We start from the raw sequence: 22,909 nt of genomic DNA, 5'->3' as shown, positions 1-22,909 counted from the left end.
CGCTGCTGACGCTACTGACGCTGCTGACGCTACGGACGCTGCTGACGCTGCTGACGCTACGGACGCTACGGACGCAACGGACGCTGCTGACGCTACGGACGCTGCTGACGCTACGGACGCTGCTGACGCTACGGACGCTGCTGACGCTGCTGACGCTACGGACGCTACGGACGCTACGGACGCTACGGACGCTACGGACGCTGCTGACGCTACGGACGCTGCTGACGCTACGGACGCTGCTGACGCTGCTGACGCTACGGACGCTACGGACGCTACGGACGCTACGGACGCTACGGACGCTGCTGACGCTACGGACGCTACGGACGCTACGGACGCTGCTGACGGCGAAACCGATGCATCCGATGCAGCCGATTCGGCAGCCGGCACCGGCGAAACCGGATCGGGAAGCGTCACGGACGCTGGGGTATCCGAGAATGGCAACCTCGCAACGACCGGATCCAACGTGCCGGTGAACCTGTTGGGTGGTGGCCTCGTGCTGCTGCTCGGCGGAGCCGCAGCGGCGCTGTTCGCTCGCTCGCGTCGTCAGGCCTGACCTGATCTGATCGGCCATTCGGCTGCCAATCGCGAAAACGCCACGGATATCAACTGATGTCCGTGGCGTTTTCGTATTTCCGGCATCCGCTCCCGGGCCGGAAGCGATGAAAGGCGACGGGTGCCCGCGGCGGCGTACCCTTTCTCCATGGATGCCATGCTCTTCTACGTGCTGGTCGGAGCCGTCGCCGTGGCGGCCATCGCGAGATGGCGCGGGTGGCCGGCGCCGTTGTTGGTCACAGCTGTTGCGCTCGCGGCATCCTTTCTGCCTTTCATTCCTGAGTTGGAGATCGACGGCCATCTGCTGTTGAACGTGGTGCTGCCGCCGCTGCTGTATTCGGCCGCGCTCGATGTGTCGTTCGTCGGGTTCAAGCGCAGCCTGCCGCAGATTCGTCGACTGGGGATCTGGCTGGTGCTGCTGACTGCGGTTGTGGTCGGGCTGGTCGCGTGGCTGATTCTGCCGTCGCTGACTCTTCCGGGTGCGCTTCTGCTCGGCGCGATCGTTGCTCCTCCGGATGCCGTGTCGGCAGCTGCGATCGGCCGAAAGCTTGGGCTTCCCCGTCGCATCATGACGGTGCTGTCGGGTGAGAGCCTGATCAATGACGCGACGTCACTCACCCTGTACCGGGTGTTCGCGGCGATCATCGCTGGTGCTGCGCTGACCGTGTGGGACGGAGTCTGGCAGTTTGTGCTGGCGGTTGTGGTCGGAGTCATCGTCGGGCTCGTGTTTGGGATCGTGCTGCATCAGTTGCGCATGCGCATGGCCGATCCGGTCGTGACCGGAACGTTCGGGCTGCTCGTGCCGTTCGGTGCATATGCGATCGCTGAGCATCTGGGTGGGTCGGGTGTGCTGGCGGTCGTGGCGATGGGGTTGTATGTCGGATTCAACGCTCCGCGTACCGAGTACACGACCAGGCAGCAGGAGGCTCCGCTGTGGTTGTCGGCCGATCTGCTGCTGGAGAGTTTCGTCTTCGCCTACATCGGGCTGATGTTCCGGCGGGTGCTGAGTGACCTGGGCTCTGAATCGGTCGGGCACATCCTGCTGCTTTCCGGAGCGGTGCTGCTCATGGTGATTGTGGTGCGTCCGCTCTATATCTATCCCGCGCATGCGATCGCGAGATGGCAGCAGCGTGCTCGGCTGAGGCGCTGGGAACTCGTTGTTGCGAAGGGGCGGTTCTCACGGAAGCAGAGTGTGCGGCCGGGACGCCAGCCGATCACGACCGAGCAGATGAAGAGGCGACTGACCGAGCCAGAGCTGAGCTGGAAGGACAACGCGATCATCTCCTGGGCCGGGATGCGTGGCGTGGTGACGCTAGCCACGGCGCTGGCCGCGGCGGATCTCGCGGCCCTGGATGACGAATCCTCGCATGCGATCGTGATCGTCGCGTTCGTCGTCACCGTGGCCACGCTGATGCTGCAGGGGCTCACATTGCCGGTTCTCATCAGAATGCTGGGCGTTGCGAGCGACACTGATCGTGAGGCGGATGCCAGGGCAATTGCCGCCGTTCGTCAGCGCAGCCGTGAGGCAGGGGTCGTCTTCCTGGAGGCGAAGCGTGCCGAGTGGGCGCAGAAGTACGGACCAGCCGAGATGAAGGCGTTCGACGGACTCACCGAGCGGATGGTGCGGGTGGAGTCGGACGCCGAGGACGTGCAGGAACTCGAAGAGTCTGTTCCGCGCCCGTCATACGACGATCTCGCTGTGCTGATGAAAGGTTGGTTGCAGGTCAGGCGTGAGGTGCTGCTTGAAGAGCGCGACGCAGACAACCTCGACGAAGAAGTGATGCGCGAGTTGATGGCAGCGATCGACGCCGAGGAGTTGGCGCTGGATACACGCGGAGGGATCGGCGCTTAGCCAGGTATCTGGCGGGGCTTGCTGGCTCGAGCCTCTCGCGCTACGGCGTGGAGCACTCGCCGGCGGCCTGCGACATCGTAACGGTGACGAGATCCTTGGCCTCCTGCGAGGTCTGCAGGTCCTTGCCGTCGGCGATGTACGCGAGGTCCTGGTCGGAGAGGGGTGAGGCTAGGAACTTTTCTGAGATGCAGGTGATCTGCTCGAGCGTCAGCAGATCGCCCTGACCGCTGTCTTGCAGAACTTTGTGGAGCCCATCGCTGAGCTTGTCTACGGAGGGTCGTTCCCCCGCGCCGGAGCAGGCGGCGAGCGAGAGCGCGATCGCGGCGATGGGCAGCGCGAGAAGGAAGCGTGTGCGGGCACGCGTGTTGCGGGTCATGAGTTCGATTCTATTAGTTCAGGATCATGACAAATTTCGGAGGTTGGGTGAGGCGGCCTGGCAATGGCCCGACGTCTCGCGGCCCGAGCGGAAGAACTCGCGCTACGTCATCGACCTGTGTCTGTGTTATCCACAGATCCTCAAATCTTTGCACGAATGTCCGTGGCCTCTGAGAGTATGAAATATGGCAACTTTCACCGACGTCGCGACGCTGATCCCCACCCTGGGTGGACAGCTCGTCGACGGCGCCGACGCGGATCTCGCGCAGGCGTCGATGATGTTGATGACGGATGCCGACATCGTGAAAGTACTCGAAGAGACAGCAGTGCTCGCCAAAGAAGTCGAGCAGATCCAGGTCGCCGCCGCGGGTGTGATCGCGGTACGTTCGAAGCGCGAGCGCGGACACTCGGGGTTGTCGGCATCGCGCGGGCACCGGTCGGCGGCGGCGTTCGTTCAAGACGTCACCGGTTCCACCAAGGCCGATGCGAATCGCAAGGTCCGGGTTGGTGAGGCGCTATTCGATGACTCTGAGTCAGATGCTGGTAGCCCCGCCCCTGATGATGGACCGACTCGTGAGGAGCGCCCGGCGCCCGGGCCTTGGTATCAGCCGCTGCGCGACGCCCTGGGCGATGGTCGACTGACCGCCACGCAGTTCGATGCGATCCGCCGCGGGCTGGGAGAGCTACCCGAGATTGACGTCGACGAAGTGGATGCTGACACTCGAGCGCAAGCGAAAGAAGAGGCGCGGGCCGCGTGGGCGCAAGCCGCGGAGCAGCTTATCGACGAAGCGGCGGAGCGCACGGTTGAGGAATTGTGGCAGCAGGCGCGGACGATCCGCGACCTGCTCGACCCGGAGGGGGCGGAGAAACGGTTCCTCGAACGATTCGAGAAGCGTTCGTTCCGCACCTATCGCGGGCAGGACGGTCAGAAGCGGGCGAGCTTGGTGCTTGATGACGATGGCGACCTGTTCCTCGAGACCATGATGGCCGCCGCGCTGCGTCCTCGCCGCGGCGGCCCGCGGTTCGTCGATTCTGACGAGAAAGAACGGGCCGCGTCACTGATCGATGACCCGAGAACGAACGACCAGCTCGCCTATGACCTGATCATGGATGTGTTGCGCGCCGGCGCGCTCGCCGATGCGGAGAGCGTTTTCGGCACTCGTCAGGCGGGCGTGCGACTCGTGCAGGTCGTGGATGCCCACGGCAACACCGCTCCTGTCACCCACAGCGAAGACCACCTGGTCTCGATGCCCGGTGCGGCCGCCGCCCAGCGTATGTGCGAGAGCGGGTTCGTGCCCGTCACGCTCGATTCTTGCGGAAATCCGCTCGACGTCGGACGCGAGCAGCGTCTGTTCATACCGAAACAGCGCATCGCCCTTGCGATCCGTGATGGTGGATGCCGCTGGCACGGGTGTGACCGACCTGCCTCCTACTGTGAAGCCCATCACATCGATGAATGGGATAGAGATCGCGGGCGAACCGACATCGATCGCGGGATACTGCTGTGCCGGTATCACCACATGACCCTGCACCACGGCGGATGGCGGATCACCCGCGACGGAACCGGCGACTTCGTGTTGCACCATCCAAGCGGCGACGAGTTCGTACTCAAGCCGAGGGTCGTCCTCGCCTACACCCATGCCCAAGTCTGGCCCGGGCTCGGCGACGATCCACCCCCGAGGCGATTCCGTCCGGCGGTCGCCTGAGTCCTCTCGGTCAGGCGGCTGGCTGAATCAGGCGACTGGTTGAATTCGGCGATCAGCTGAATCAGGCGAACGAATCCGCAACGGACCGGAGCGCCCGAGAAACCGAGCCGAGCCAGGTCAAACCCAGCCAAACCCGCTCTGCATCACCGCTCAGTCAGCACCAGCAGCTCGCCGACCTCGCACTCCAGCGCATCGCAGATCGCGCGAAGCGTCGAATAGCGGATGGCACGGGCTCGGTCGTTCTTCAGCACTGACAGATTCACGATGCTTACCCCGACTCGCGCACTCAGCTCGGTGAGAGTCATCCCGCGAGCTGCGAGCAGCTCGTCGAGGCGGCAGTGGATGCCGGTCTCTTCATCATCCGGGGCGGGAGTCATACGAGCCCCTCCGTTTCACGCTGCGGACGGGTGTCGCGTGCTCCGGAGCCAAGCGTTGCGTCAACCGGTGGCTGGTCGAGGTCTGCGGTCTCTGAGCGTTGCGATCGAGTGGGGGCAGCGGCGTACATCAGACAAGTCCTTCGGTGTCGCGTTGCAACGCCGAACCTCGACGGACGATGATGGCCATCACGCCCACCGCGATTGCAGCAACGAACAGCGGAACTCCATCCGTGAAGAGAAGCCAGCGCTGTTCGTCGAACTCGCCGCCCAGAGCCGCGAACACACCGTTCAAGCCCATGTTCTCGAACCACGTACCCAGCAGCCCAGCAGCCAAAAGTCCCATTGACATCGCAAAGGTCAGACCGGTGTTGACCCGATCGAACAGAATGCCCCGTATCAGTCGCCGACACACGATCACTCCCAGTGCCGCGACCGTGATCAGACACAGCGCACGCAGCACGATCGCCACGACCAGCGAGACGACGCTGACTGCGTTGACATCAGCCACCACAAGCGTCGCGAGCTCGGTCGTTGCCAGTGCTCCTGCGCCGATCGCCGCGGTGATCTCCTGTGCCGGGATACGCGTGGTCACAGTCACGGACCCCGCGGTCGCGAACAGTTCGACAATGCTGCGGATGCTGTTGAAAATGAGCCAGCCAATAATCAGTGCACCGACGACCATCGCCGAGTTCAAGTCGTTGCGATCGGCCCGCGCCTGCTTCGCCATGTTCTTGCTATTCATCAGACAAGTCCTTCCGTGTCGCGCTGCAAGCGGATGCCGTGGCGAATGAGAACGGCCAGAACGCCAAGCGCCAGCGCACCCCACAGTGGCCAGAGATCGGGCCATGCCGGCCATGCTGGCGTGGGCAAGTCCGCCGTGGGGCTATCGGCACGAATTAACTCGAACGCGATCTCGGCCAGGCGGAACGACGCAAGGCCTGACAGCAGCTGCCCAGCGAACCCTGTGACCAGGAACACGCCCGCGCCGATCCACGACAGCTTCACCAGGTGCGCGGCGAACGGCGCTCGCCGGATGATCCGCTCGCAGAGGATGACGACGAAGATGCCGATCGCGATCGGTGGCAGCGCAGAAATGACGCTCCCGAGAGCCTGCAATATCTGTGTGCCGACATCGGCCTGCGCGACGCCGACGCGGATGCTGTCGACGTGAGCCACCATCACATACGGCTCGGGGCTCATCGTGTCGGCGGTGGGTATCGGCCAGGGTGTGAACGGGCTGACGGCGGCCTCCGCGTGCACGGCGGTCATGCGCCGGAAAACCATGGGCACTGTCGCCACCGCGACGAGTGCGGCCCAGCCTGCAGCTGTTGCTCCGGCCAACTGCGTCAGATACACGATCCCCGGAACCCGCGCCTCCGGCTCGACGCGATTGCGCCGGCGCAGAATGACGAATGCCGCGATGATCGGGAGGAGAGGGAGGGCAATGAAGTAGGCGGTCGTGATCATCAGACCAGTCCTTTCGTGTCCTGCTGCATCCGGGTGCCGATCTGGAAAGCGCCGGCGACGAGGCCGATGACCAGCCCCCATCCGATGGGTGAGAGGTCGATGGTGACAAAAAATGCTGCGAACGGCTCGTCACCGAGCGGTGCGCCGCTGTTGAGAAACAGTGCAGCTTCGGCGAGAGAGATGCCCCGGCAAAGGTTCGCGAACAACCCGCACACCATCACGGCACTCGCCACGACCACAAGCGCGATCGGAAAACGTCGGCCGAAAGGCGTGCCCTTCAGCGTCCCGGCGGCGAGCCACACCGCGGCCGCGCAAACGATCAGCACGAGGAGGATCGGCAGCAGATCAGCGCCGAGCTGCCAGGCGGCGATGCTCGCGGGAGCATCTGTGATCGTCACATCGACACCAGTGGAACTGGCATGTTCGACATGCGGCAGCGCCATCAGATCTTCGTCGACCTCGGCGATGATGCGGCCGAGATCGTAGACCGTGATGGACCCCGGCGCGATCGTCGCGACGACGGTGGCGATCGCGTTTCCCAGGGCCGTGATGCCGACGAAGATCGCGCCGGCCGCGGTGAACGCAGTTCCGAATCGATCGCTCTTCGCCAAGCCGGGCACGGTCTTCGGTGCGCGCTTCAGCAGCAGGACGAGGGCGACGGTTCCGGCGACGAACCCGAGGAGCAGGGCGAGAGCCAGGATGGCGTCGGCTGGGACGAGATCGAACATCAGATTCCTTCGTTGCTTCCGGAGTTATCGATAATCGTTGTTATCGATGTTCGTTAACATAACGACTTTCGATATCCCCGTCAACTGCTTCTCCAGCATCCGCCCGGTCAATAACCGTTCCGGTCGCACTTCGTGCTGCTAAAACGCGGTAATAGCGACGTCAAGTGCGACCGGAACGGGTGGTGGCGCAGCAGGCGGGCGCGCGGGCAGCGGGTGGTGGCGCAGCAGGTGGGCGCGGGCGCAGCAGGTGGTGGCGGGCAGGCGGGCGCGACCGGAGCAGGTGGGGCGGGGGCAGCAGGTGGGGCGCGGGGCAGCAGGTGGGCAGGTGACACGCGGCGGGCGGGTGAATGAGCAGCTATGCGTGGCAGCGGGGGCGTGCGGGGGTGTGCGGGACACCTCAGAAGGTGCCTGCGCGCTATGCCGACGGCGAACACGGGCTTACCAGCCCCGCGCGGTCGTTACTCTCGATGTACAGGCGCAGAGAACCGTATTCGGCGCTAGCGCTTCGCCCCGTGCGAACCAAGGAGTCACTATGTTTGAGAGATTTACCGACCGAGCCCGTCGGGTCGTCGTCCTCGCCCAAGAAGAGGCGAAGATGCTCAACCACAACTACATCGGCACCGAGCACATTCTGCTCGGCCTCATCCACGAGGGTGAAGGCGTCGCTGCCAAGGCGCTCGAGAGCCTCGGCATCTCGCTTGACGCCGTGCGCGAGCAGGTGCAGGACATCATCGGTCAGGGACAGCAGCAGCCCACCGGGCACATCCCCTTCACGCCCCGCGCGAAGAAGGTGCTTGAGCTGAGCCTGCGCGAGGCGCTGCAGCTCGGCCACAACTACATCGGAACCGAGCACATTCTGCTCGGTCTCATCCGCGAGGGCGAGGGTGTCGCAGCCCAGGTTCTCGTCAAGCTCGGCGCCGACCTGAACAAGGTGCGCCAGCAGGTCATCCAGCTGCTCTCCGGCGCTCCGGGCCGCGAGCCGGCAGCCGTCGGCGCTCAGACCAACGACTCCCCGGCTGGCACGCAGGGTGGCTCCGCCGTTCTCGACCAGTTCGGCCGCAACCTCACCCAGGCCGCGCGCGACAACAAGCTCGACCCGGTCATCGGCCGTGAGAAGGAAGCCGAGCGGGTCATGCAGATCCTCTCGCGCCGCTCCAAGAACAACCCGGTCCTGATCGGTGAGCCCGGCGTCGGCAAGACCGCCGTCGTCGAGGGGCTCGCCCAGGCGATCGTCAAGGGCGATGTGCCCGAGACGCTCAAGGACAAGCAGCTCTACTCCCTCGACCTCGGATCGCTCATCGCCGGTTCCCGCTACCGCGGAGACTTCGAGGAGCGCCTGAAGAAGGTCACCAAGGAGATCCGCACCCGCGGCGACATCATCGTCTTCATCGATGAGATCCACACCCTCGTCGGTGCGGGCGCAGCCGAGGGCGCGATCGATGCCGCCAGCATCCTCAAGCCTCTCCTCGCCCGTGGCGAGCTGCAGACGATCGGTGCGACGACCCTCGACGAGTACCGCAAGCACTTCGAGAAGGATGCTGCGCTCGAGCGTCGCTTCCAGTCGGTGCAGGTCAGCGAACCGACACTGCCGCACACGATCAACATCCTCAAGGGCCTGCGCGACCGTTACGAGGCTCACCACAAGGTGCAGATCACCGATGGTGCGATCGTCGCCGCGGCGAACCTCGCTGACCGCTACGTGGCGGATCGCTTCTTGCCGGACAAGGCCATCGACCTGATCGATGAGGCTGGCGCACGTCTGCGTCTGAGCATTCTGTCGAGCCCGCCCGAACTGCGCGAATTCGACGAGAAGATCGCCAAGGTCCGCGAGCAGAAGGAAGAAGCCTCCGAGGAGCAGGACTTCGAGAAGGCAGCATCCCTGCGCGACGAGGAGAAGAGCCTGCTCGCTGAGCGCCTTCGCCTCGAGAAGCAGTGGCGTTCGGGTGACGTCGCGACCAACGCGGTCGTCGACGAGGGCCTGATCGCCGAAGTGCTCGCTCAGGCCACCGGCATCCCGGTGTTCAAGCTGACCGAGGAAGAGACCGCCCGACTCGTCTTCATGGAGAAGGCTCTGCACCAGCGTGTCGTCGGGCAGGAGGAGGCCATCGCGGCCCTCTCCCGCACGATCCGTCGTCAGCGCGCAGGCCTCAAGGACCCGAAGCGTCCCTCGGGCTCGTTCATCTTCGCCGGCCCGACTGGTGTTGGAAAGACCGAGCTCGCTAAGGCTCTCGCCGAGTTCCTGTTTGACGATGAGGATGCGCTCATCTCGCTCGATATGAGCGAGTTCGGCGAGAAGCACACCGTTTCGCGGCTCTTCGGTGCCCCTCCCGGGTTCGTCGGCTTCGAAGAGGGGGGCCAGCTGACGGAGAAGGTGCGCCGCAAGCCGTTCTCTGTCGTGCTGTTCGACGAGATCGAGAAGGCTCACCCCGACATCTTCAACTCGCTGTTGCAGATCCTCGAAGAGGGTCGCCTCACCGACGGCCAGGGTCGAGTCGTGGACTTCAAGAACACGGTCATCATCATGACGACCAACCTCGGATCGTCCGCGATCGCCGGAGGCCCGGTGGGCTTCCAGGTCGAGGGCAACGCGCAGACCAGCTACGAACGGATGAAGGGCAAGGTTGACGAAGAGCTCAAGCGGCACTTCAAGCCCGAGTTCCTCAACCGTGTCGACGATGTCATCGTCTTCCCGCAGCTGTCGAAGCTTGAGCTCGTGCGGATCGTGGATCTGTTCGTGAAGCGTCTGGGTGACCGCCTGCTTGACCGCGACATGACGATCGAGCTCACACAGGCAGCGAAGGAGCGTCTCATCGAGATCGGCTTCGACCCGGCGCTCGGCGCCCGGCCGCTGCGCCGCGCGATGCAGCGCGAGATCGAGGATCACCTGTCCGAGCGCATCCTGCACGGCGAGCTGAACTCCGGCGATCACGTGAAGGTGGATGCTGAGGACGGGAAGTTCCTGTTCGAAACGGCTCCGCGCGGCGAGAAGGTCGCGGTGGGTGTCAACACCACTCCCGCCATCTCGGCGACGCCTGATCTGACGGCCGCCTCCGGCGAGTAAGTATGACGAAGGGACGGATGCTGATGCATCCGTCCCTTCGTCATTTCACAAGCGCTCGGGCTGCCGTGCTTCGGCGGCGGAGACGAGGTCGTTCAAGAGTTTCTGCCACTTCTCGGTCAGTTTCACCATCGCTGTCGAGCCACTGATCGACTGTGGGTGTTTCCTCGCCGCAGACCCTCTTCTTGATCTCCATGAGCTCGTTGCTCACTTCAGTATTCAGATCAACCGGTGTCGTCGGCTTCCTGTCGGCGTTGAACGCGTCGAAGTCATCGTTCGTGCTGCCTGGCATCCGTGTCTCCGTCATCCCTGCTGTCATGTCAGCGTGCTAGCGACGCCAACCATATCGGGGTGATGAACAGTGCCCGGTCCTATCGTCGTCTCCCGGGCGCTTCACCCGGGGATCTCAGCCTCGCGGTCTTAGGGTTGACATGTGAGCGAGTACACCGTCCGCCCGGCGCGCAGCGCCGATGTCCTCGGCATCCACCTTCTGCTGGAGCCGCTGGTCGACCGACGGATCCTGCTCGGCAAGGACCTCGCCGTCCTGTACGGCGCCGTTCAGGAGTTCGTCGTCGCCGAAAAAGACGGCGAGCTCATCGGATGCGGCGCGCTGCACGTCATGTGGGAAGACCTCGGTGAAGTGCGCACGCTGATCGTCCGCGACGACTGGCTGCAGCGCGGAGTCGGACGAGCCATCGTCGATGAGCTCGAAACGCGAGCGCGCATCCTTGGCCTGCAGCGGCTGTTCTGCCTCACCTTCGAAACGGCTTTCTTCACCCGGCGCGGTTTCGCACCGATCGGCGAACAGGTCGTCGACCCCGACGTCTACTCGCAGCTGCTGCGCAGCCCAGACGAGGGCGTCGCCGAGTTCCTCAACCTCGCGCACGTGAAGCCGAATACGCTCGGGAACACCCGGATGCTGAAGAACCTGTGATGTCGCGACGTCGAACCCGCACCATCTACCGTCGGCGCCGTCTTGCAGTTCTCAGCGGGCTGATCCTGCTGATCGCGGCGTTGGCCGTCGGGACATGGCTCGTCATTGCACAGCCATGGGCGGATGCCGCCACAACCGAGCCGACCGCGACTTCGACGCCGACCCCCTCGGTCTCGAAGAACCCGGTGCTGGACGCGGCCGAGTCGCCGTCGACGGAGCCGAGCACGGACCCCGGCACAGAACCCAGCACCGAACCGACAGCGGAGGAGACCCCCGGTATCGCCCCGTGCCAGGCCCGGGATGTCACCGTCGAAGCGGTCACCAATGCCGACACCTATGCGTCCGGGGTTTCGCCGGAACTCAGCATCCTGCTGACGAACACCAGCGCCGCGGACTGCACGCTCGACGTTGGCTCGTCCACGCAGATTTTCACGGTCACCAGCGGCGCAGATGTCTGGTGGGACTCGCGGCACTGCCAGGCCAACCCCAGCAGCATGGTCGTGACTCTGGCGGCCGGGCAGTCGGTGCCCAGTGCATCCGCGGTGGTCTGGGACCGAACGCGATCGGATGTCGGAACCTGTGAGCAGGAGAACCGCCCGCGTGCTCCCGCCGGAGGATCGTCGTACCACCTGGCCGTGTCGATCGGTGGGTTTTCCAGCACCGTGACGCGGCAGTTCTTGCTCTACTGAGTCCAGTCGCAACCTGCTACAGACAGCGAACCATCTTTGGGATACCATTAGAGGATTCTCGAGATTTCTCGGTGCTAGCCATCCCCAGTGGCGTCGTATTCAGCGTCCCCAGCGCTTCGACACTTCACCGATCGAGAACCGGAGGGCCCTCTCGAGTACCCCAGTCCCCACTGGACGACTCGAGAGGGCCCCACTCTCTTAAGCTGGATGCATGGCAGCGAAGAAGAAATCCGCACGCAAGAAGCCGGCACCCGAGGAGTTTCGCTCCGAGGCGCTCGCCCAGGCGCTTGAGAAGCAGGACGTGGCGGCGGTCGCACTCGCGCTGCGCAATGGCAACACCGTTGTGCCGCTTCTGAACTCCGGCGCCCGTGACAACCCGCTCGACAGCGGTGAGGTCTGGACGTTCCGCGATCCCGCATCGGGCGATGTTGCGCTGCTGTTGTTCAGCGACGCGAAGAACAAGCCGGAGAACCTGCCGCCGGGCGTGGGGATCTATTCGCCGGACTGGTTGCGGAAGTTCCTGACGACGCACGGCGACACGATCACAACGGTGTTCCTTGATATCGCCGGGCCGCACCCGATGCAGGCGGCACCGGACGAGCTGCTGAAGGCGCTCGAAGCCTGATCAGAACGGCGGGATATCGTCTTCCCGACGCGACTGCCTGGCCTGTCCTGACTGTGCGGGGTGCCCTGACTGTGTCGGATGCCCCGACCGCGTGCGCGACTTGACGTCATCGAGCGCAGCCTGCAGCGATCCCGACCGGTCGTCGATGACCTGCTGATATCCGAGCCGTCCAGCTTCCGTTCGGCGTTGCGCGGCCTGTGTGACTGCGCGCACCTCTCCGGCCAGGCTGAGTTCGCCGACCGCGGCGATCGTGCGCGGCGCTGAGAAATGGCGGATCGAGCCCGCGACGGCGATCGCGATCGCCAGGTCGGCGGCCGGTTCGGTGAATCGCACGCCACCCACCGTCGATACGTAGACGTCGAGCTTTCCGGTTTCGATCCCGGCCCGCTTCTCCAGGATCGCCAGCACCATCGCCACGCGCGCAGAGTCGAGCCCCGAGACCACTCGCCGCGGGTTCGGAGCGGTCGTGTTCACCGTCAGGGCCTGCACTTCTACCGGCATGGCGCGTCGCCCCTCCATCGCAATCGCGACGCAGGTTCCCGGTTCGGTGGAGCCGTGGCCGAGGAAGAGCCCGGAGGGGTCGGGCACCTCGGCGATGCCGTCGCCGGTCATCTCGAAGCATCCGACCTCGTCTGTCGGACCGAAACGGTTCTTCAGCGCCCGGATGAATCGAAGCGAAGTCTGGCGATCACCCTCGAAGTGACAGACGACGTCGACGAGATGCTCGAGGATGCGGGGCCCGGCGACCTGGCCGTCCTTGGTGACGTGCCCGACGATGATGATCGGCAGGCTCCGCTCCTTCGCGATGCGAATCAGGGTCGCTGCAACCTCTCGCACCTGGCTGGGCTGGCCGGCTGCGCCATCGGACAGTGAGGATGCCACGGTCTGCACCGAGTCGACGATCACCAGCTGCGGCTGCACCTGATCGATGTGGCCGAGGATCGTGGCGAGGTCGGTCTCGCTGGCCAGGTACAGCTCGTCGTGCAGCGCTCCGGTGCGCTCGGCGCGCAGCCGCACCTGAGCCTGGGATTCTTCGGCGCTCGCATACAGCACCCGTCGTCCGCCGCGCGCGGCCTGCGCTGCCACCTCGAGCAGCAGCGTCGACTTGCCGACGCCGGGCTCACCGCTGAGCAGAATCGCTGCCCCGGGGACGATGCCTCCGCCCAGCACCCGGTCGAACTCGCCGACACCGCTGGAGCGTCGTGGCGTATCGGCGGTGGTGATCTGCGTGATGGGTCGCGCAGTGTGCGCAGCATCCGGAGAAATCGCCGCCACCTGCCGGACGATGCCGGTCTTCGCCGCCTGCTCCTGCACCGTGCCCCACTGCTGGCATTCGCCGCAGCGGCCCACCCACTTCAATGTCGTCCACCCGCATTCGGTGCACACGAAGGCCGGGGGAGCGGGTTTACGGGTTGCCATGCTCCCAGGCTATCGACCGCATCCGACATCCCTATCGCCGAACGCTATTATTCACGGCCGGAAAATAGCGGGCTGATCAGGACCTCGAGATAATGGATGCATGGCTACAGCCAGCCCGTGCGGGCCCATCTCGACATACTCGCGGGTGCAGATCCTGCACCTGATGCAGACGCGTTCGCCGCGTACCATCGGTGAGATCTGCGACGCCACCGGGCTGCACGCGAACACGGTTCGTGAGCACCTGCAGCGCCTCATCGAGGGCGGCTATGTCATCTCCGCAACCGAGCACCGCACCACCCGGGGTCGCCCGCGTGCGCTCTACAGTGCCGTCACCGGAGCGCCAGGCGCCTCCAGCCCGGTCGCCAGGGACAAAGTTTCTGCCGCTGCTCGCCGCGGCGACATTCTGCGCCGGATGCTGCCGGCGACGGCATCCGATCTCGACAGCGACGCAACCCATCAGCTGGATGCCCTCATCGAACATCTCGAAGAGAGTGGATTCGAGCCCGTCATCGACGACGCCCAGCTCACCGTAGACCTCACCCCGTGCCCGCACGCCGCGGCCCGGCCAGAGGATCGTCCGGTGCTGTGCCGGGTGCACCTGGGTCTGATGCAGGGGGTGCTCACGGAGGCAGGCGGCCCGCTGGCTGCCGAGTTCGTGCGCGAACCTGCAGCGCCCGAGGAATGCACGGTACAGCTTCGGGTGACGGCTGTGGCCTGACAGCCAACAGGGCAGGGGTGCCCGCGTAGACCGACCGGCCAGTGGCCGATCGGTGAATCGACGACCGATGATCGGCGACCGGTGAATCGGCGACCGATCAACGGATGCGCTACCTGCCTGCACAAGTTCGAATGAAGGAGTCGTGTGATGGAGTGGTTGGACCCACTTGCGTTGGCCAGGTGGCAGTTCGGTCTCACGACCGTCTACCACTACCTGTTCGTGCCGCTGACGATAGGCATGGCGCTTTCTGCGGCGATATTCCAGACGGCGTGGGTGCGCACGGCGAAGGTGCAGTATCTGCACCTGACCCGATTCCTCGGCAAGATATTCCTCATCAACTTCGCGATGGGTGTCGTCACCGGAATCGTGCAAGAGTTCCAGTTCGGGATGAACTGGTCGGACTACTCCCGCTTCGTCGGCGACGTCTTCGGAGCTCCGCTCGCGTTCGAGGGGCTGTTCGCGTTCTTCTTCGAGGCGACCTTCATCGGCCTCTGGATCTTCGGATGGGACAAGCTCTCCCAGAAGCTGCACCTGGCCACGATCTGGTGCGTTGCCATCGGTAGCATCCTGTCGGCCTACTTCATCATCGCGGCCAACGCGTTCATGCAGAATCCAGTCGGCTATATCTACAACGCCGAGACGAACCGCGCCGAACTCGTGGACTTCTGGGCGCTGCTGACCAACCCGGTTGCGCTGGCCGCGTTCCCGCACACGATCTTCGGTGCGTTCATGTTCGCAGCCGGTGTCATCATCTCGGTCTCGGCATGGCACCTCTCACGCGGACAGCACATCGACACGATGCGGGTCTCGTTGAAGTTCGGACTGTGGGGGATGCTCGTCTCCACCGCCGGCGTCGTTCTCTCCGGTGACCAGCTGGGACTGGCGATGTATATCGCGCAGCCGATGAAGATGGCTGCCGCCGAGGCGACCTTCAATACCGTCTGCGGGGCGGATGCCTCGTTCAGCCTGTTCACGCTCGGGACGCCGGATGGCACCAGCGAGCTGTTCTCGATCCGCGTGCCGTATCTGCTCTCACTACTGTCGACACACACCTTCGACGCGTGCGTGCACGGTGTCAACGACCTCAACGCGGAGTACGCCGTGCAGTTCGCTGACATGGGCATCGACAACTTCGCCCCGGTGCTGTGGATCACCTACTGGTCGTTCCGCTGGATGATCGGTCTCGGCATGGCGCACGCCCTCGTCGCGCTCGCCGGCCTCTGGGTCACGCGCAAGAAAGCGAAGAAGCCGGTCGCGAAGTGGATGTGGAAGATCGCGATCTGGTCGTATCCGCTGGCGCTTCTGGCCAACATCGTCGGGTGGGTGTTCACCGAGATGGGACGCCAGCCGTGGCTCGTGTTCGGGCTGATGAGTACGCGCGATGGTGTATCTCCCGGCACGAGCGGGTTGGAAGTGCTGATCTCGCTGATTGCGTTCACTGCGATCTACGCTGCGCTCGCCGTGGTGGAGATCCGTCTGATCATCCGCGCGGCACAGCAGGGCCCGGACACCACTGAACAACCCGACGACGAGACGGCCCAGCTGCCGTCGGTCGTGTACTGAGGTAGGGAAAATGGATCTCGCAACACTCTGGTTCGGTCTGATCGCCTTCTTCTTCGTGGGCTACTTCGTCCTCGACGGGTTCGACTTCGGCGTTGGCATGTCGCTGCCCTTCCTCGGCGGCGTCGGTAAGAACAGGGATGATGTGGCTCGCCGGCAGATCATCAACACCATCGGTCCGGTCTGGGACCTCAACGAGACCTGGCTGATCGTGGCCGGTGCCTGTCTGTTCGCCTCGTTCCCGGAGTGGTACGCCTCGCTGTTTAGCGGGTTCTATCTGCCGCTGCTGGTGATCCTGCTCACCCTCATCATGCGCGGGGTGTCGTTCGAGTACCGCCATCAGCGTGAGGGGCTGCGGTGGAAGCGCGGCTTCGACCGGATGATCGTGATCGGCTCGGCCGTGCCGGCGTTCCTCTGGGGTGTCGCGTTCGCGAACATCGTGCAGGGCGTCGCGCTGGACGAGCGGCACGTGTACATCGGCAGCGTGTTCGATCTGCTGAACCCGTACGCGCTGCTGGGTGGCCTCACCACGCTGCTGCTGTTCTTCACCCACGGCGCGACCTTCGTGGCATTGAAGACCGATGGGAAACTGCGTGCGGACGCCCGGCGGCTTGCCTTCCGGGCGGGCATTGTGACCGTCGCGGTCGCGGCAGTGTTCTTGGCATGGACGGTCGCGGCGCACTTCTCGGTCGTGGTGCTGGTGCTGGCCGCGCTCGCCGCGGTGTCGCTGATCGCCTCGGTGCTCGCGAACGTGCGCGGACGGGAAGGGTGGGCATTCGGTCTAGGGGCTGCGACCACACTGTTCGCCGTCGTCACACTGTTCGCGGCGCTCTTCCCGAACGTGCTGCCCTCGACGATCGACCCGGCGTTCAGCCTGACGATCCAGAACGCATCCAGCACCGAGTACACGCTGCAGATCATGAGTTGGACGGCGCTGGTCGCCATGCCGCTGGTGCTGCTGTACCAGGGGTGGACGTACTGGGTGTTCCGAAAGCGCATCACCCGGGCGTCGATCGAGGAAACAGTGCACGCGTGAAACCTGTCGATCCGAGGCTGCTGAAGTACGCCGCTGCCGCGCGGGGATTCTTTCTCCTCGCAGCGGTGATCGGCGTGCTGCAGACCGGCGTCGTCATCGCCTTCGCCTGGTTTCTGACGGATGCCATCACCGGGGCGATTGCGGGACGTTCGGTGGTGTCTTCGCTGCTGTGGCTGCTGGGGCTGGCCGCGGCGCGCGGCGTGCTGATCGCCGCATCCGACGCCGCCGGCGCGCGTGCTGCCGCTCGCACCGGGGCACAGCTGCGCGCAGCACTGATCCGCGCCGTGGGGCGGCTGGGGCCGGAGTGGCTCGCTACGCGCAACCAGGCCTCGCTCGCGGTCACCGCCGGTCACGGCCTTGAGGCACTGGATGCGTACTTCGCGCGGTACCTGCCGCAGCTCGTCCTGACCGTCATCGCGACTCCCGTGCTGGTGCTGTGCATGTGGTGGCTGGACTGGCCGAGTGGTCTGATCGCGACGATCACGCTGCCGCTGATCCCGCTGTTCCTGATCCTTATCGGCATGGCCACGCGCACCGTGCAGCGCAAGCAGTGGCAGACGCTGCAGCACCTCGCAGCGCGGTTCGCGGACACGGTGCAGGGGCTGTCGACCCTGCGGCTGTTCGGGCGTGACCGCCGGGCGGCGGCACAGATCGAGGTCACCGCCGAGCAGTACCGTCGCGAGACGATGAAGGTGCTGCGGTTCTCGTTCCTCTCCGGCTTCGCGATGGAACTGCTCGCATCGCTCGCGGTGGCTCTGGTGGCGGTCGCCGTGGGGTTCCGGCTGCTGTCCGGGGATCTCTCACTCGAGGTCGGACTCTTCGTGCTGTTGCTCGCGCCGGAGGCATTTCTGCCGATTCGTCAGGTCGGCGTGCAGTTTCATGCGGCTTCTGAGGGCGTGGCAGCGACCGAGGACGTGTTTGAAGTGCTGGATGCGGCCGATGTCGTGGCGCATAACTCCGGAAGAATGGGGCAGAAGTCGCCTCTGCCGGGCGAAAACGGCCAGTTCGGCGCCGTTTCTCAGGAGTTGTGCGCGAACGAGCTGCGTGTCCGTCGCGGCGAAGCGCTGCTGGTGCCGGTTACATTTGTGGCGCGACCAGGAACGGTGACTCTCATCGAGGGGCCAAGCGGGTCCGGCAAATCCAGCGTTGTCGCAGCGCTCAGGGCAGCGGCGACCTTCACCGGCACGGCGACGTTCGCCGGTCACGATGTGCGCCGGCTCGCTCCGGCCGACTGGCTTGCCTGGGCTGGGCAGTCGCCCGGTCTGATGCAGGGCACGATCGGGGCGAACGTCGCGCTCGGGGACGCGAGGCCTTCAGTCGAGGGCATCCGTCATGCGCTGGAAGCCGCCTGCGCCGCAGAGCTCGATCCGGACCAGGAACTCGGCGTGCAGGGGAGCGGGCTGTCGGGCGGGCAGGCGCAGCGCGTCGCGGTGGCGCGGGCGCTGTACCGGCATGACGCCGACCCGCGCCGCGTGCTGGTTCTCGATGAGCCGTCGAGCGCATTGGATGCTGAGACCGAAGCGCGGCTGTGGGCGGCGCTGCGTGAGCGAGCGGATGCCGGCGCCACGATCGTGCTCGTCTCACACCGCCGCTCCGCGCGAGAGATCGCCGATCAGATCGTCGACCTTTCGACGAGCTCAAGGAACGGGGTGACCGTATGAGTGTCAGTGATGTCCTGCGCCTCGCACAGCCGCCGCTCCGGCGATTCCTGCCCGGGCTCATCTGGGGTGTGCTGTCGGCCGCGGCTGCGGTGTCGCTGCTCGCCGTCAGTGGGTGGTTGATCGTCAGCGCCTCGATCGTCGACTCGCTGGTGCCGCTGTCGGTGGCTGTTGTCGGGGTGCGGTTCTTCGCGGTGTCGCGGGCAGTGTTCCGGTATCTCGAGCGGCTGTCAGGGCACCATGCGGCGCTGGGCCAACTAGCCCGCACGCGCGCCGATATGGTGCGAACGCTCATTCCGCTCTCGCCGGCAGGGCTCGGTCGGACCGACCGCGGTCAGGTGCTTTCGGCGCTTGTCGACGATGTTGAGAATCTGCAGAACCTGCCGCTGCGGGTGGTGCAGCCGCTCGCGGTCGCGGCGGTGGTCGCGGTCGGCTCGGTGGGCTTCATTGCTTTCGTGTCGCCTCCGGCCGCGCTCACGCTTGCGGCGTGCCTGGTGGTGGCAGCTCTTGTGGCCATCGGTCTCGGCTGGATCGTCGGGTCTCGTGCCGAGGAGCGGGTGTCCGTGCGGCGGGCGGAGCTGTCAGCATCCCTCGTCGATTACTTCGGCAGTCTCGACGTGCTGCTCGCCTACGGGGCCGAGCCGCAGGCGCGGCAGCGGATCGAGCGGGCGGATGAGGCGGTGCGCCGCCTGGTCACGCGATCGTCGCTCGCTGAGGCTGTCGCGGCCGGCGTTGTCTCGGTACTCGCCGGAGTCGCGTCGGTGTGGGCGGTTGCCGTGGCATGCCCGGGGCTGAGCACCGGTGCGATCGACGGGCCGTGGCTCGCGGTCGTCGTGCTCGTGCCGATGGTGGTCTTCGAGGTGTTCGGGGCGGTGCCGGTCGCGGCAGCGTCATGGCGCGGAGTGCGCGCGAGCGCGCAACGAGTGGTCGATGTGCTTCCGGCGCAGCTTCCGCCGCAACTGCGATCGGATGCTGGAAACGCGGAACCACCGGCATCCACTGTTCTGCGCTTGCGCGACGTTCGCGCCTCGTGGCCGCATAACGGGACGGCACGGGGCGATCTGGCGCTGGGCGATCTGGCGCCGGGCGATCTGGCACTGGGCGATCTGGCACTGCGCGATGCCCCGGCGCTCCGCGGCGTCGACCTCGATCTCGGCGTCGGGGAGCGCGTACTCGTCAGCGGGCCGAGCGGTGCGGGCAAGAGTTCGCTCGCCTCGGTGCTGGTCGGATTCCTGAAGGCTGAGGGCGAGTACACGATCGGCGGGACGGATGCCGCGTCGCTGTCGGGGCCGGCACTGCGGGAGATTGTCGGGCTGTGCGAGCAGCATCCGCAGCTCTTCGATGAGGACATCCGCCAGAACCTGCTGTTCGCGCGGGATACGGCAACGGATGCCGAGCTGCTCGCCGTGCTTGACCGCGTCGGGCTGGGGGACTGGGTGCGGGAGCGCGGCGGGCTGGATGCGCGCGTCGGCGACCGAGGCGCGCTGGTATCCGGTGGGCAGGCGCAGCGGATCTCATTGGCGCGGGCGCTGCTGCACAGCTTCGACGTGCTCGTGCTGGATGAGCCGACGGCCGGGGTCGATCCCGAGGCATCCGAGGCGCTGCTGCGCGATCTGCTCGAGGCGGCGGGGGAGCAGTCGGTGCTGCTGATCTCGCACGTCGAGCCGCCCGCCGGCACCGTCGATCGTGTGGTGCGAATCGAGGCCGGGCGGACGGTCTGAGCTATGCCGTAGCATCCGCTCCCGTCGGCGGCGTAGCCTCAAGGGATGAGCCGAACTGATGAAGTGACGCGCCTCATCAACGCCTCGCCCATGCGAGTTTTCGAGGCGCTCAGCACTGCGGATGCCGTCGCAGAATGGCTTCCGCCGGACGGGATGACCGCACGGATCGACTACTTCGATGCCCGGGCCGGAGGCGGATACCGGATGGTCCTCGTCTATCGGGATGGGACGGATGCGCCCGGGAAGAGCAGTGCGACTGAAGACGTCGTGGAAGGACGATTCGTCGAGGTGGTTCCGGGTGTGCGTCTTGTGCAGGAAGTCGAGTTTGAATCGGATGATCCGCGATATGCCGGCGTGATGCGCATGACCTGGGCGGTCAGGGCGAGCGGATCGGATTCCGAAGTGACGTTTCGGGCCGAGGATGTGCCGGAGGGGATCTCTGCGGCCGACCACGAGATGGGGCTCAGCTCATCGCTGGGCAACCTCGCGGAGCTGCTCTCGGCTCAGTTGTAGAGCTCGGCGGGCGGTTCCATAACGATGCCCTGGGCTTCGAAGGCACGGCGGCGCTCTTCGATACGGCGGTGCAGTTCGAGTTGCGCGTCGTCGACGAGCTGCTGGTCGAGTTCGACGGTGGGCGGATGCTGGTTGCCGTTGTTCGCGGCGATGTAGGCGTCGAGTTCCGGGCCGGAGGTCCATGACGTGATGAGCGAGTAGCGGGGCGCGGGTCCCTGCTGCCAGACGGCATGCCAGAACCGCTGCGTGTCGACGAGGATGCGCGAGCCGGCAGGCAGCGGGAGGCGGATCTCGGATGCTGGATCGAAGCGGTCTTCGCGCAGGATCAGCAGCGAGTCGGCGTCGTCGGTCAGGTTGAACCAGCCGCGTACCACCCAGCCAGTGCCGGGTTCGTTGAGCCGGTTGTTGTCGTCCTGGTGCAGGTTGTAGATCGCATCGGCGTAGGTGTTCGGCTGCAGTTCGATGACGCGGCAGCGTCCGATGTTGGCGCCGGGCTCCTGCGCGCGCCGTGCGAGGGCCGGGGCCTTGGCCACCTGGCTGGGGATCCAGGCACCGTCTTTGTCTGGACGGGGCGGGGTCTGGTTCCAGAAGGCGTTGCACTCGATCTCGCCGGCATAGCTTGTCAGCGGCGCGAAGCGGGTGATGCCGGAGGAGCGCCAGCCGACATACTCCAGCTCAAGCCACTCGGCCGGGTCCGTGGACTGGTCGTAGTCGTCCAGGACGACGTAGCCGGTCTCTTCCAATGCATCCGACATCACGAAGCTCATTGCGCAACCTTTCCGGACCGGCGTCTCCGTCCATCCGTAAGGCCATCCTAACCAGCGCCCAGGGGCGTGGCGGCCGCCCGTGCCCGGACAAAATGCGGGCCTCGTGGCGAGAAACATGCTTCAGCATGAGACAGGGGTTCCCCGGACGTTTCTCGTGCGGGAAGACGTTTCTCGCACCGGCGAAACGCCGATTCGCGTGACGGCCCCGCGTCACGTAAACTCTTTCGCGGTGACGTGTCCGAGCGGCCGAAGGTGCAACACTCGAAATGTTGTGTAGGTTCACCCCTACCGTGGGTTCAAATCCCACCGTCACCGCCACTTTGAGCCCCGTTTCAGTTGATTTCGATCGGCTGGGACGGGGCTCATTCCTGTTGGTTCGGATTCAGCTGTGGGCACGGTGTGGTCAGGAGTTTTATTGCTGACGAGCTTAAGTGTTCGTAACTCATTCCAGGCGAGCTGAAACGGTACGAGAACGGTCGAGACAGGTGTCGGATCTGGGCGTGCCCACGGTTTGCCCACACTTCTTTATTTGGTGTGGATGCCCACCGTAGGTTGACGACTGATCGTCCTGCGTGCGGGCAGCCTTCTCTGGACGATTCTGCAGCCAGGAGAGCTCCTCAACTCCGCGGGGATGAACCGGGTGCAACTCGCTCCCACTGGCTCGACCGGACCCACCGAAGATGATCGTTTACGGTCTGTTGGTCTGTTGGTCTGTTGGTCTGTTGGTCTGTTGGTCTGTTGGTCTGTTGGTCTGTTGGTCTGTTGGTCTGTTGGCCTGTTGGCCTGTTGGCCTGCTGGGGTGACCGGGTGTCATGGACGTCGTTCCCGCAACACCTGCCCGAGAAAAGCCCGGTCAAGGGGCATCAGACGAACACATGGAAGCTGTCTCGCAACCCTACGGAAACGAGGCGTCTCACCAACGTCGACTGATCACTGACACCGTTTGGGTCTGCTGACGTTTTGGTTGAGTCCGGGGTTTATGCCGCCAGGCAGACGGCATCCATCATTATGGTCTCGAACTCGATGGGCGTAATGTCGACGGCGCTCGAACTTTGAACGTTTTCGGCGTTCGAAAAGTGAACGGTTTTGGGCAGTCTAGTCAGGGTTTTCGTTGGTCGTGGTTCTGATGCTGGGGAGGCTGTCGATGCCTCGTC

Annotated in this window: 20 protein-coding genes and 1 tRNA gene; 14 read left to right on the top strand and 7 right to left on the bottom strand. The window is 65.1% G+C overall.

From position 1 onward, the window contains the following. Together ACSU1L_RS16225 and ACSU1L_RS16220 are read left to right on the top strand one after the other, a co-directional pair. On the top strand, positions 1-553 hold a 553-nt coding region (locus tag ACSU1L_RS16225), incomplete at its 5' end, for a hypothetical protein (protein WP_439256501.1). A 147-nt stretch (positions 554-700) separates the two neighbouring features. Continuing rightward, the gene (locus ACSU1L_RS16220) at positions 701-2,404 is read left to right on the top strand and encodes a cation:proton antiporter (protein WP_439256500.1); all 1,704 of its coding nucleotides are present in this window, start codon (positions 701-703) and stop codon (positions 2,402-2,404) included. A gap of 40 nt (positions 2,405-2,444) precedes the next feature. Here ACSU1L_RS16220 and ACSU1L_RS16215 read toward each other — a convergent pair whose 3' ends face one another. After that, positions 2,445-2,780, bottom strand: a complete 336-nt coding sequence (locus ACSU1L_RS16215; protein ID WP_438254133.1) for a hypothetical protein — start codon at positions 2,778-2,780, stop codon at positions 2,445-2,447. Positions 2,781-2,964: 184 nt separating this feature from the next. Between ACSU1L_RS16215 and ACSU1L_RS16210 the strand changes: the two genes are divergently transcribed. Further along, positions 2,965-4,485, top strand: a complete 1,521-nt coding sequence (locus tag ACSU1L_RS16210; protein ID WP_439256499.1) for a DUF222 domain-containing protein — start codon at positions 2,965-2,967, stop codon at positions 4,483-4,485. Between the two features lie 143 nt (positions 4,486-4,628). Here ACSU1L_RS16210 and ACSU1L_RS16205 read toward each other — a convergent pair whose 3' ends face one another. The 4 genes from ACSU1L_RS16205 to ACSU1L_RS16190 all read right to left on the bottom strand — a co-directional run bounded on the left by ACSU1L_RS16205 (position 4,629) and on the right by ACSU1L_RS16190 (position 7,057). Continuing rightward, complete coding sequence (locus tag ACSU1L_RS16205) at positions 4,629-4,862, bottom strand: helix-turn-helix domain-containing protein (protein WP_438254136.1); 234 nt, start codon at positions 4,860-4,862, stop codon at positions 4,629-4,631. A gap of 127 nt (positions 4,863-4,989) precedes the next feature. Next, entirely contained in the window at positions 4,990-5,604 is a 615-nt protein-coding gene (locus tag ACSU1L_RS16200) for a hypothetical protein (RefSeq protein WP_439256498.1), read from the bottom strand. Continuing rightward, positions 5,604-6,329 carry a hypothetical protein gene (locus ACSU1L_RS16195; RefSeq protein WP_439256497.1) on the bottom strand — a complete coding sequence of 242 codons (726 nt, stop codon included), beginning with the start codon at positions 6,327-6,329 and terminating at the stop codon, positions 5,604-5,606. The genes ACSU1L_RS16200 and ACSU1L_RS16195 overlap by 1 nt, the downstream gene beginning before the upstream one ends. Then, positions 6,329-7,057, bottom strand: a complete 729-nt coding sequence (locus tag ACSU1L_RS16190) for a hypothetical protein (RefSeq protein WP_439256496.1) — start codon at positions 7,055-7,057, stop codon at positions 6,329-6,331. The genes ACSU1L_RS16195 and ACSU1L_RS16190 overlap by 1 nt, the downstream gene beginning before the upstream one ends. Positions 7,058-7,589: 532 nt before the next feature. On the opposite strand from ACSU1L_RS16190, the gene ACSU1L_RS16185 reads away from it, so the two are divergent. The 4 genes from ACSU1L_RS16185 to ACSU1L_RS16170 all read left to right on the top strand — a co-directional run bounded on the left by ACSU1L_RS16185 (position 7,590) and on the right by ACSU1L_RS16170 (position 12,363). Continuing rightward, positions 7,590-10,118, top strand: a complete 2,529-nt coding sequence (locus ACSU1L_RS16185) for an ATP-dependent Clp protease ATP-binding subunit (protein WP_438254141.1) — start codon at positions 7,590-7,592, stop codon at positions 10,116-10,118. A gap of 430 nt (positions 10,119-10,548) precedes the next feature. Continuing rightward, the gene (locus ACSU1L_RS16180; protein ID WP_439256495.1) at positions 10,549-11,049 is read left to right on the top strand and encodes an amino-acid N-acetyltransferase; all 501 of its coding nucleotides are present in this window, start codon (positions 10,549-10,551) and stop codon (positions 11,047-11,049) included. Next, positions 11,049-11,738, top strand: coding sequence for a hypothetical protein (locus tag ACSU1L_RS16175; RefSeq protein ID WP_439256494.1), 690 nt, complete (start codon positions 11,049-11,051; stop codon positions 11,736-11,738). Before ACSU1L_RS16180 ends, ACSU1L_RS16175 begins: the two co-directional genes overlap by 1 nt. A gap of 211 nt (positions 11,739-11,949) precedes the next feature. Continuing rightward, positions 11,950-12,363: a dehydrogenase gene (locus ACSU1L_RS16170; protein WP_438254147.1), complete on the top strand. Its 414-nt coding sequence runs from the start codon at positions 11,950-11,952 to the stop codon at positions 12,361-12,363. Here ACSU1L_RS16170 and radA read toward each other — a convergent pair whose 3' ends face one another. Then, positions 12,364-13,782 (bottom strand): DNA repair protein RadA, encoded by a 1,419-nt coding sequence (gene radA, locus ACSU1L_RS16165; RefSeq protein WP_439256493.1) that lies wholly within the window; start codon positions 13,780-13,782, stop codon positions 12,364-12,366. It lies immediately after the preceding gene. Between the two features lie 100 nt (positions 13,783-13,882). Here radA and ACSU1L_RS16160 point away from each other — a divergent pair, with 100 nt between their 5' ends. The 6 genes from ACSU1L_RS16160 to ACSU1L_RS16135 all read left to right on the top strand — a co-directional run bounded on the left by ACSU1L_RS16160 (position 13,883) and on the right by ACSU1L_RS16135 (position 20,988). Beyond that, entirely contained in the window at positions 13,883-14,500 is a 618-nt protein-coding gene (locus tag ACSU1L_RS16160) for a helix-turn-helix transcriptional regulator (RefSeq protein WP_439256492.1), read from the top strand. Positions 14,501-14,647: 147 nt separating this feature from the next. Then, the gene (locus ACSU1L_RS16155) at positions 14,648-16,063 is read left to right on the top strand and encodes a cytochrome ubiquinol oxidase subunit I (RefSeq protein ID WP_439256491.1); all 1,416 of its coding nucleotides are present in this window, start codon (positions 14,648-14,650) and stop codon (positions 16,061-16,063) included. 10 nt (positions 16,064-16,073) lie between these two features. After that, positions 16,074-17,096, top strand: a complete 1,023-nt coding sequence (gene cydB / locus ACSU1L_RS16150) for a cytochrome d ubiquinol oxidase subunit II (RefSeq protein WP_439256490.1) — start codon at positions 16,074-16,076, stop codon at positions 17,094-17,096. Next, positions 17,093-18,757 (top strand): thiol reductant ABC exporter subunit CydD, encoded by a 1,665-nt coding sequence (gene cydD / locus ACSU1L_RS16145; RefSeq protein WP_439256489.1) that lies wholly within the window; start codon positions 17,093-17,095, stop codon positions 18,755-18,757. Before cydB ends, cydD begins: the two co-directional genes overlap by 4 nt. After that, positions 18,754-20,475, top strand: coding sequence for an amino acid ABC transporter ATP-binding/permease protein (locus ACSU1L_RS16140; RefSeq protein ID WP_439256488.1), 1,722 nt, complete (start codon positions 18,754-18,756; stop codon positions 20,473-20,475). The genes cydD and ACSU1L_RS16140 overlap by 4 nt, the downstream gene beginning before the upstream one ends. 45 nt (positions 20,476-20,520) lie before the next feature. Next, positions 20,521-20,988: an SRPBCC domain-containing protein gene (locus ACSU1L_RS16135; RefSeq protein ID WP_439256487.1), complete on the top strand. Its 468-nt coding sequence runs from the start codon at positions 20,521-20,523 to the stop codon at positions 20,986-20,988. Here the strand turns inward: ACSU1L_RS16135 and ACSU1L_RS16130 are convergent. Further along, on the bottom strand, positions 20,979-21,755 hold the full coding sequence (locus ACSU1L_RS16130) for a hypothetical protein (protein WP_438254157.1): 777 nt from the start codon (positions 21,753-21,755) through the stop codon (positions 20,979-20,981). The two genes, ACSU1L_RS16135 and ACSU1L_RS16130, sit on opposite strands and share 10 nt — an antisense overlap. Before the next feature lie 228 nt (positions 21,756-21,983). On the opposite strand from ACSU1L_RS16130, the gene ACSU1L_RS16125 reads away from it, so the two are divergent. Beyond that, positions 21,984-22,073 (top strand) — tRNA-Ser (locus ACSU1L_RS16125). Positions 22,074-22,909 lie beyond the last annotated feature (836 nt).

Origin of the sequence: Microbacterium sp. A94, from assembly GCF_051842855.1 — a bacterium.
Taxonomy (GTDB): domain Bacteria; phylum Actinomycetota; class Actinomycetes; order Actinomycetales; family Microbacteriaceae; genus Microbacterium.
The sequence above is the reverse complement of the archived record's forward strand: the minus strand, read 5'-3'. Positions and strand labels throughout refer to the sequence as shown.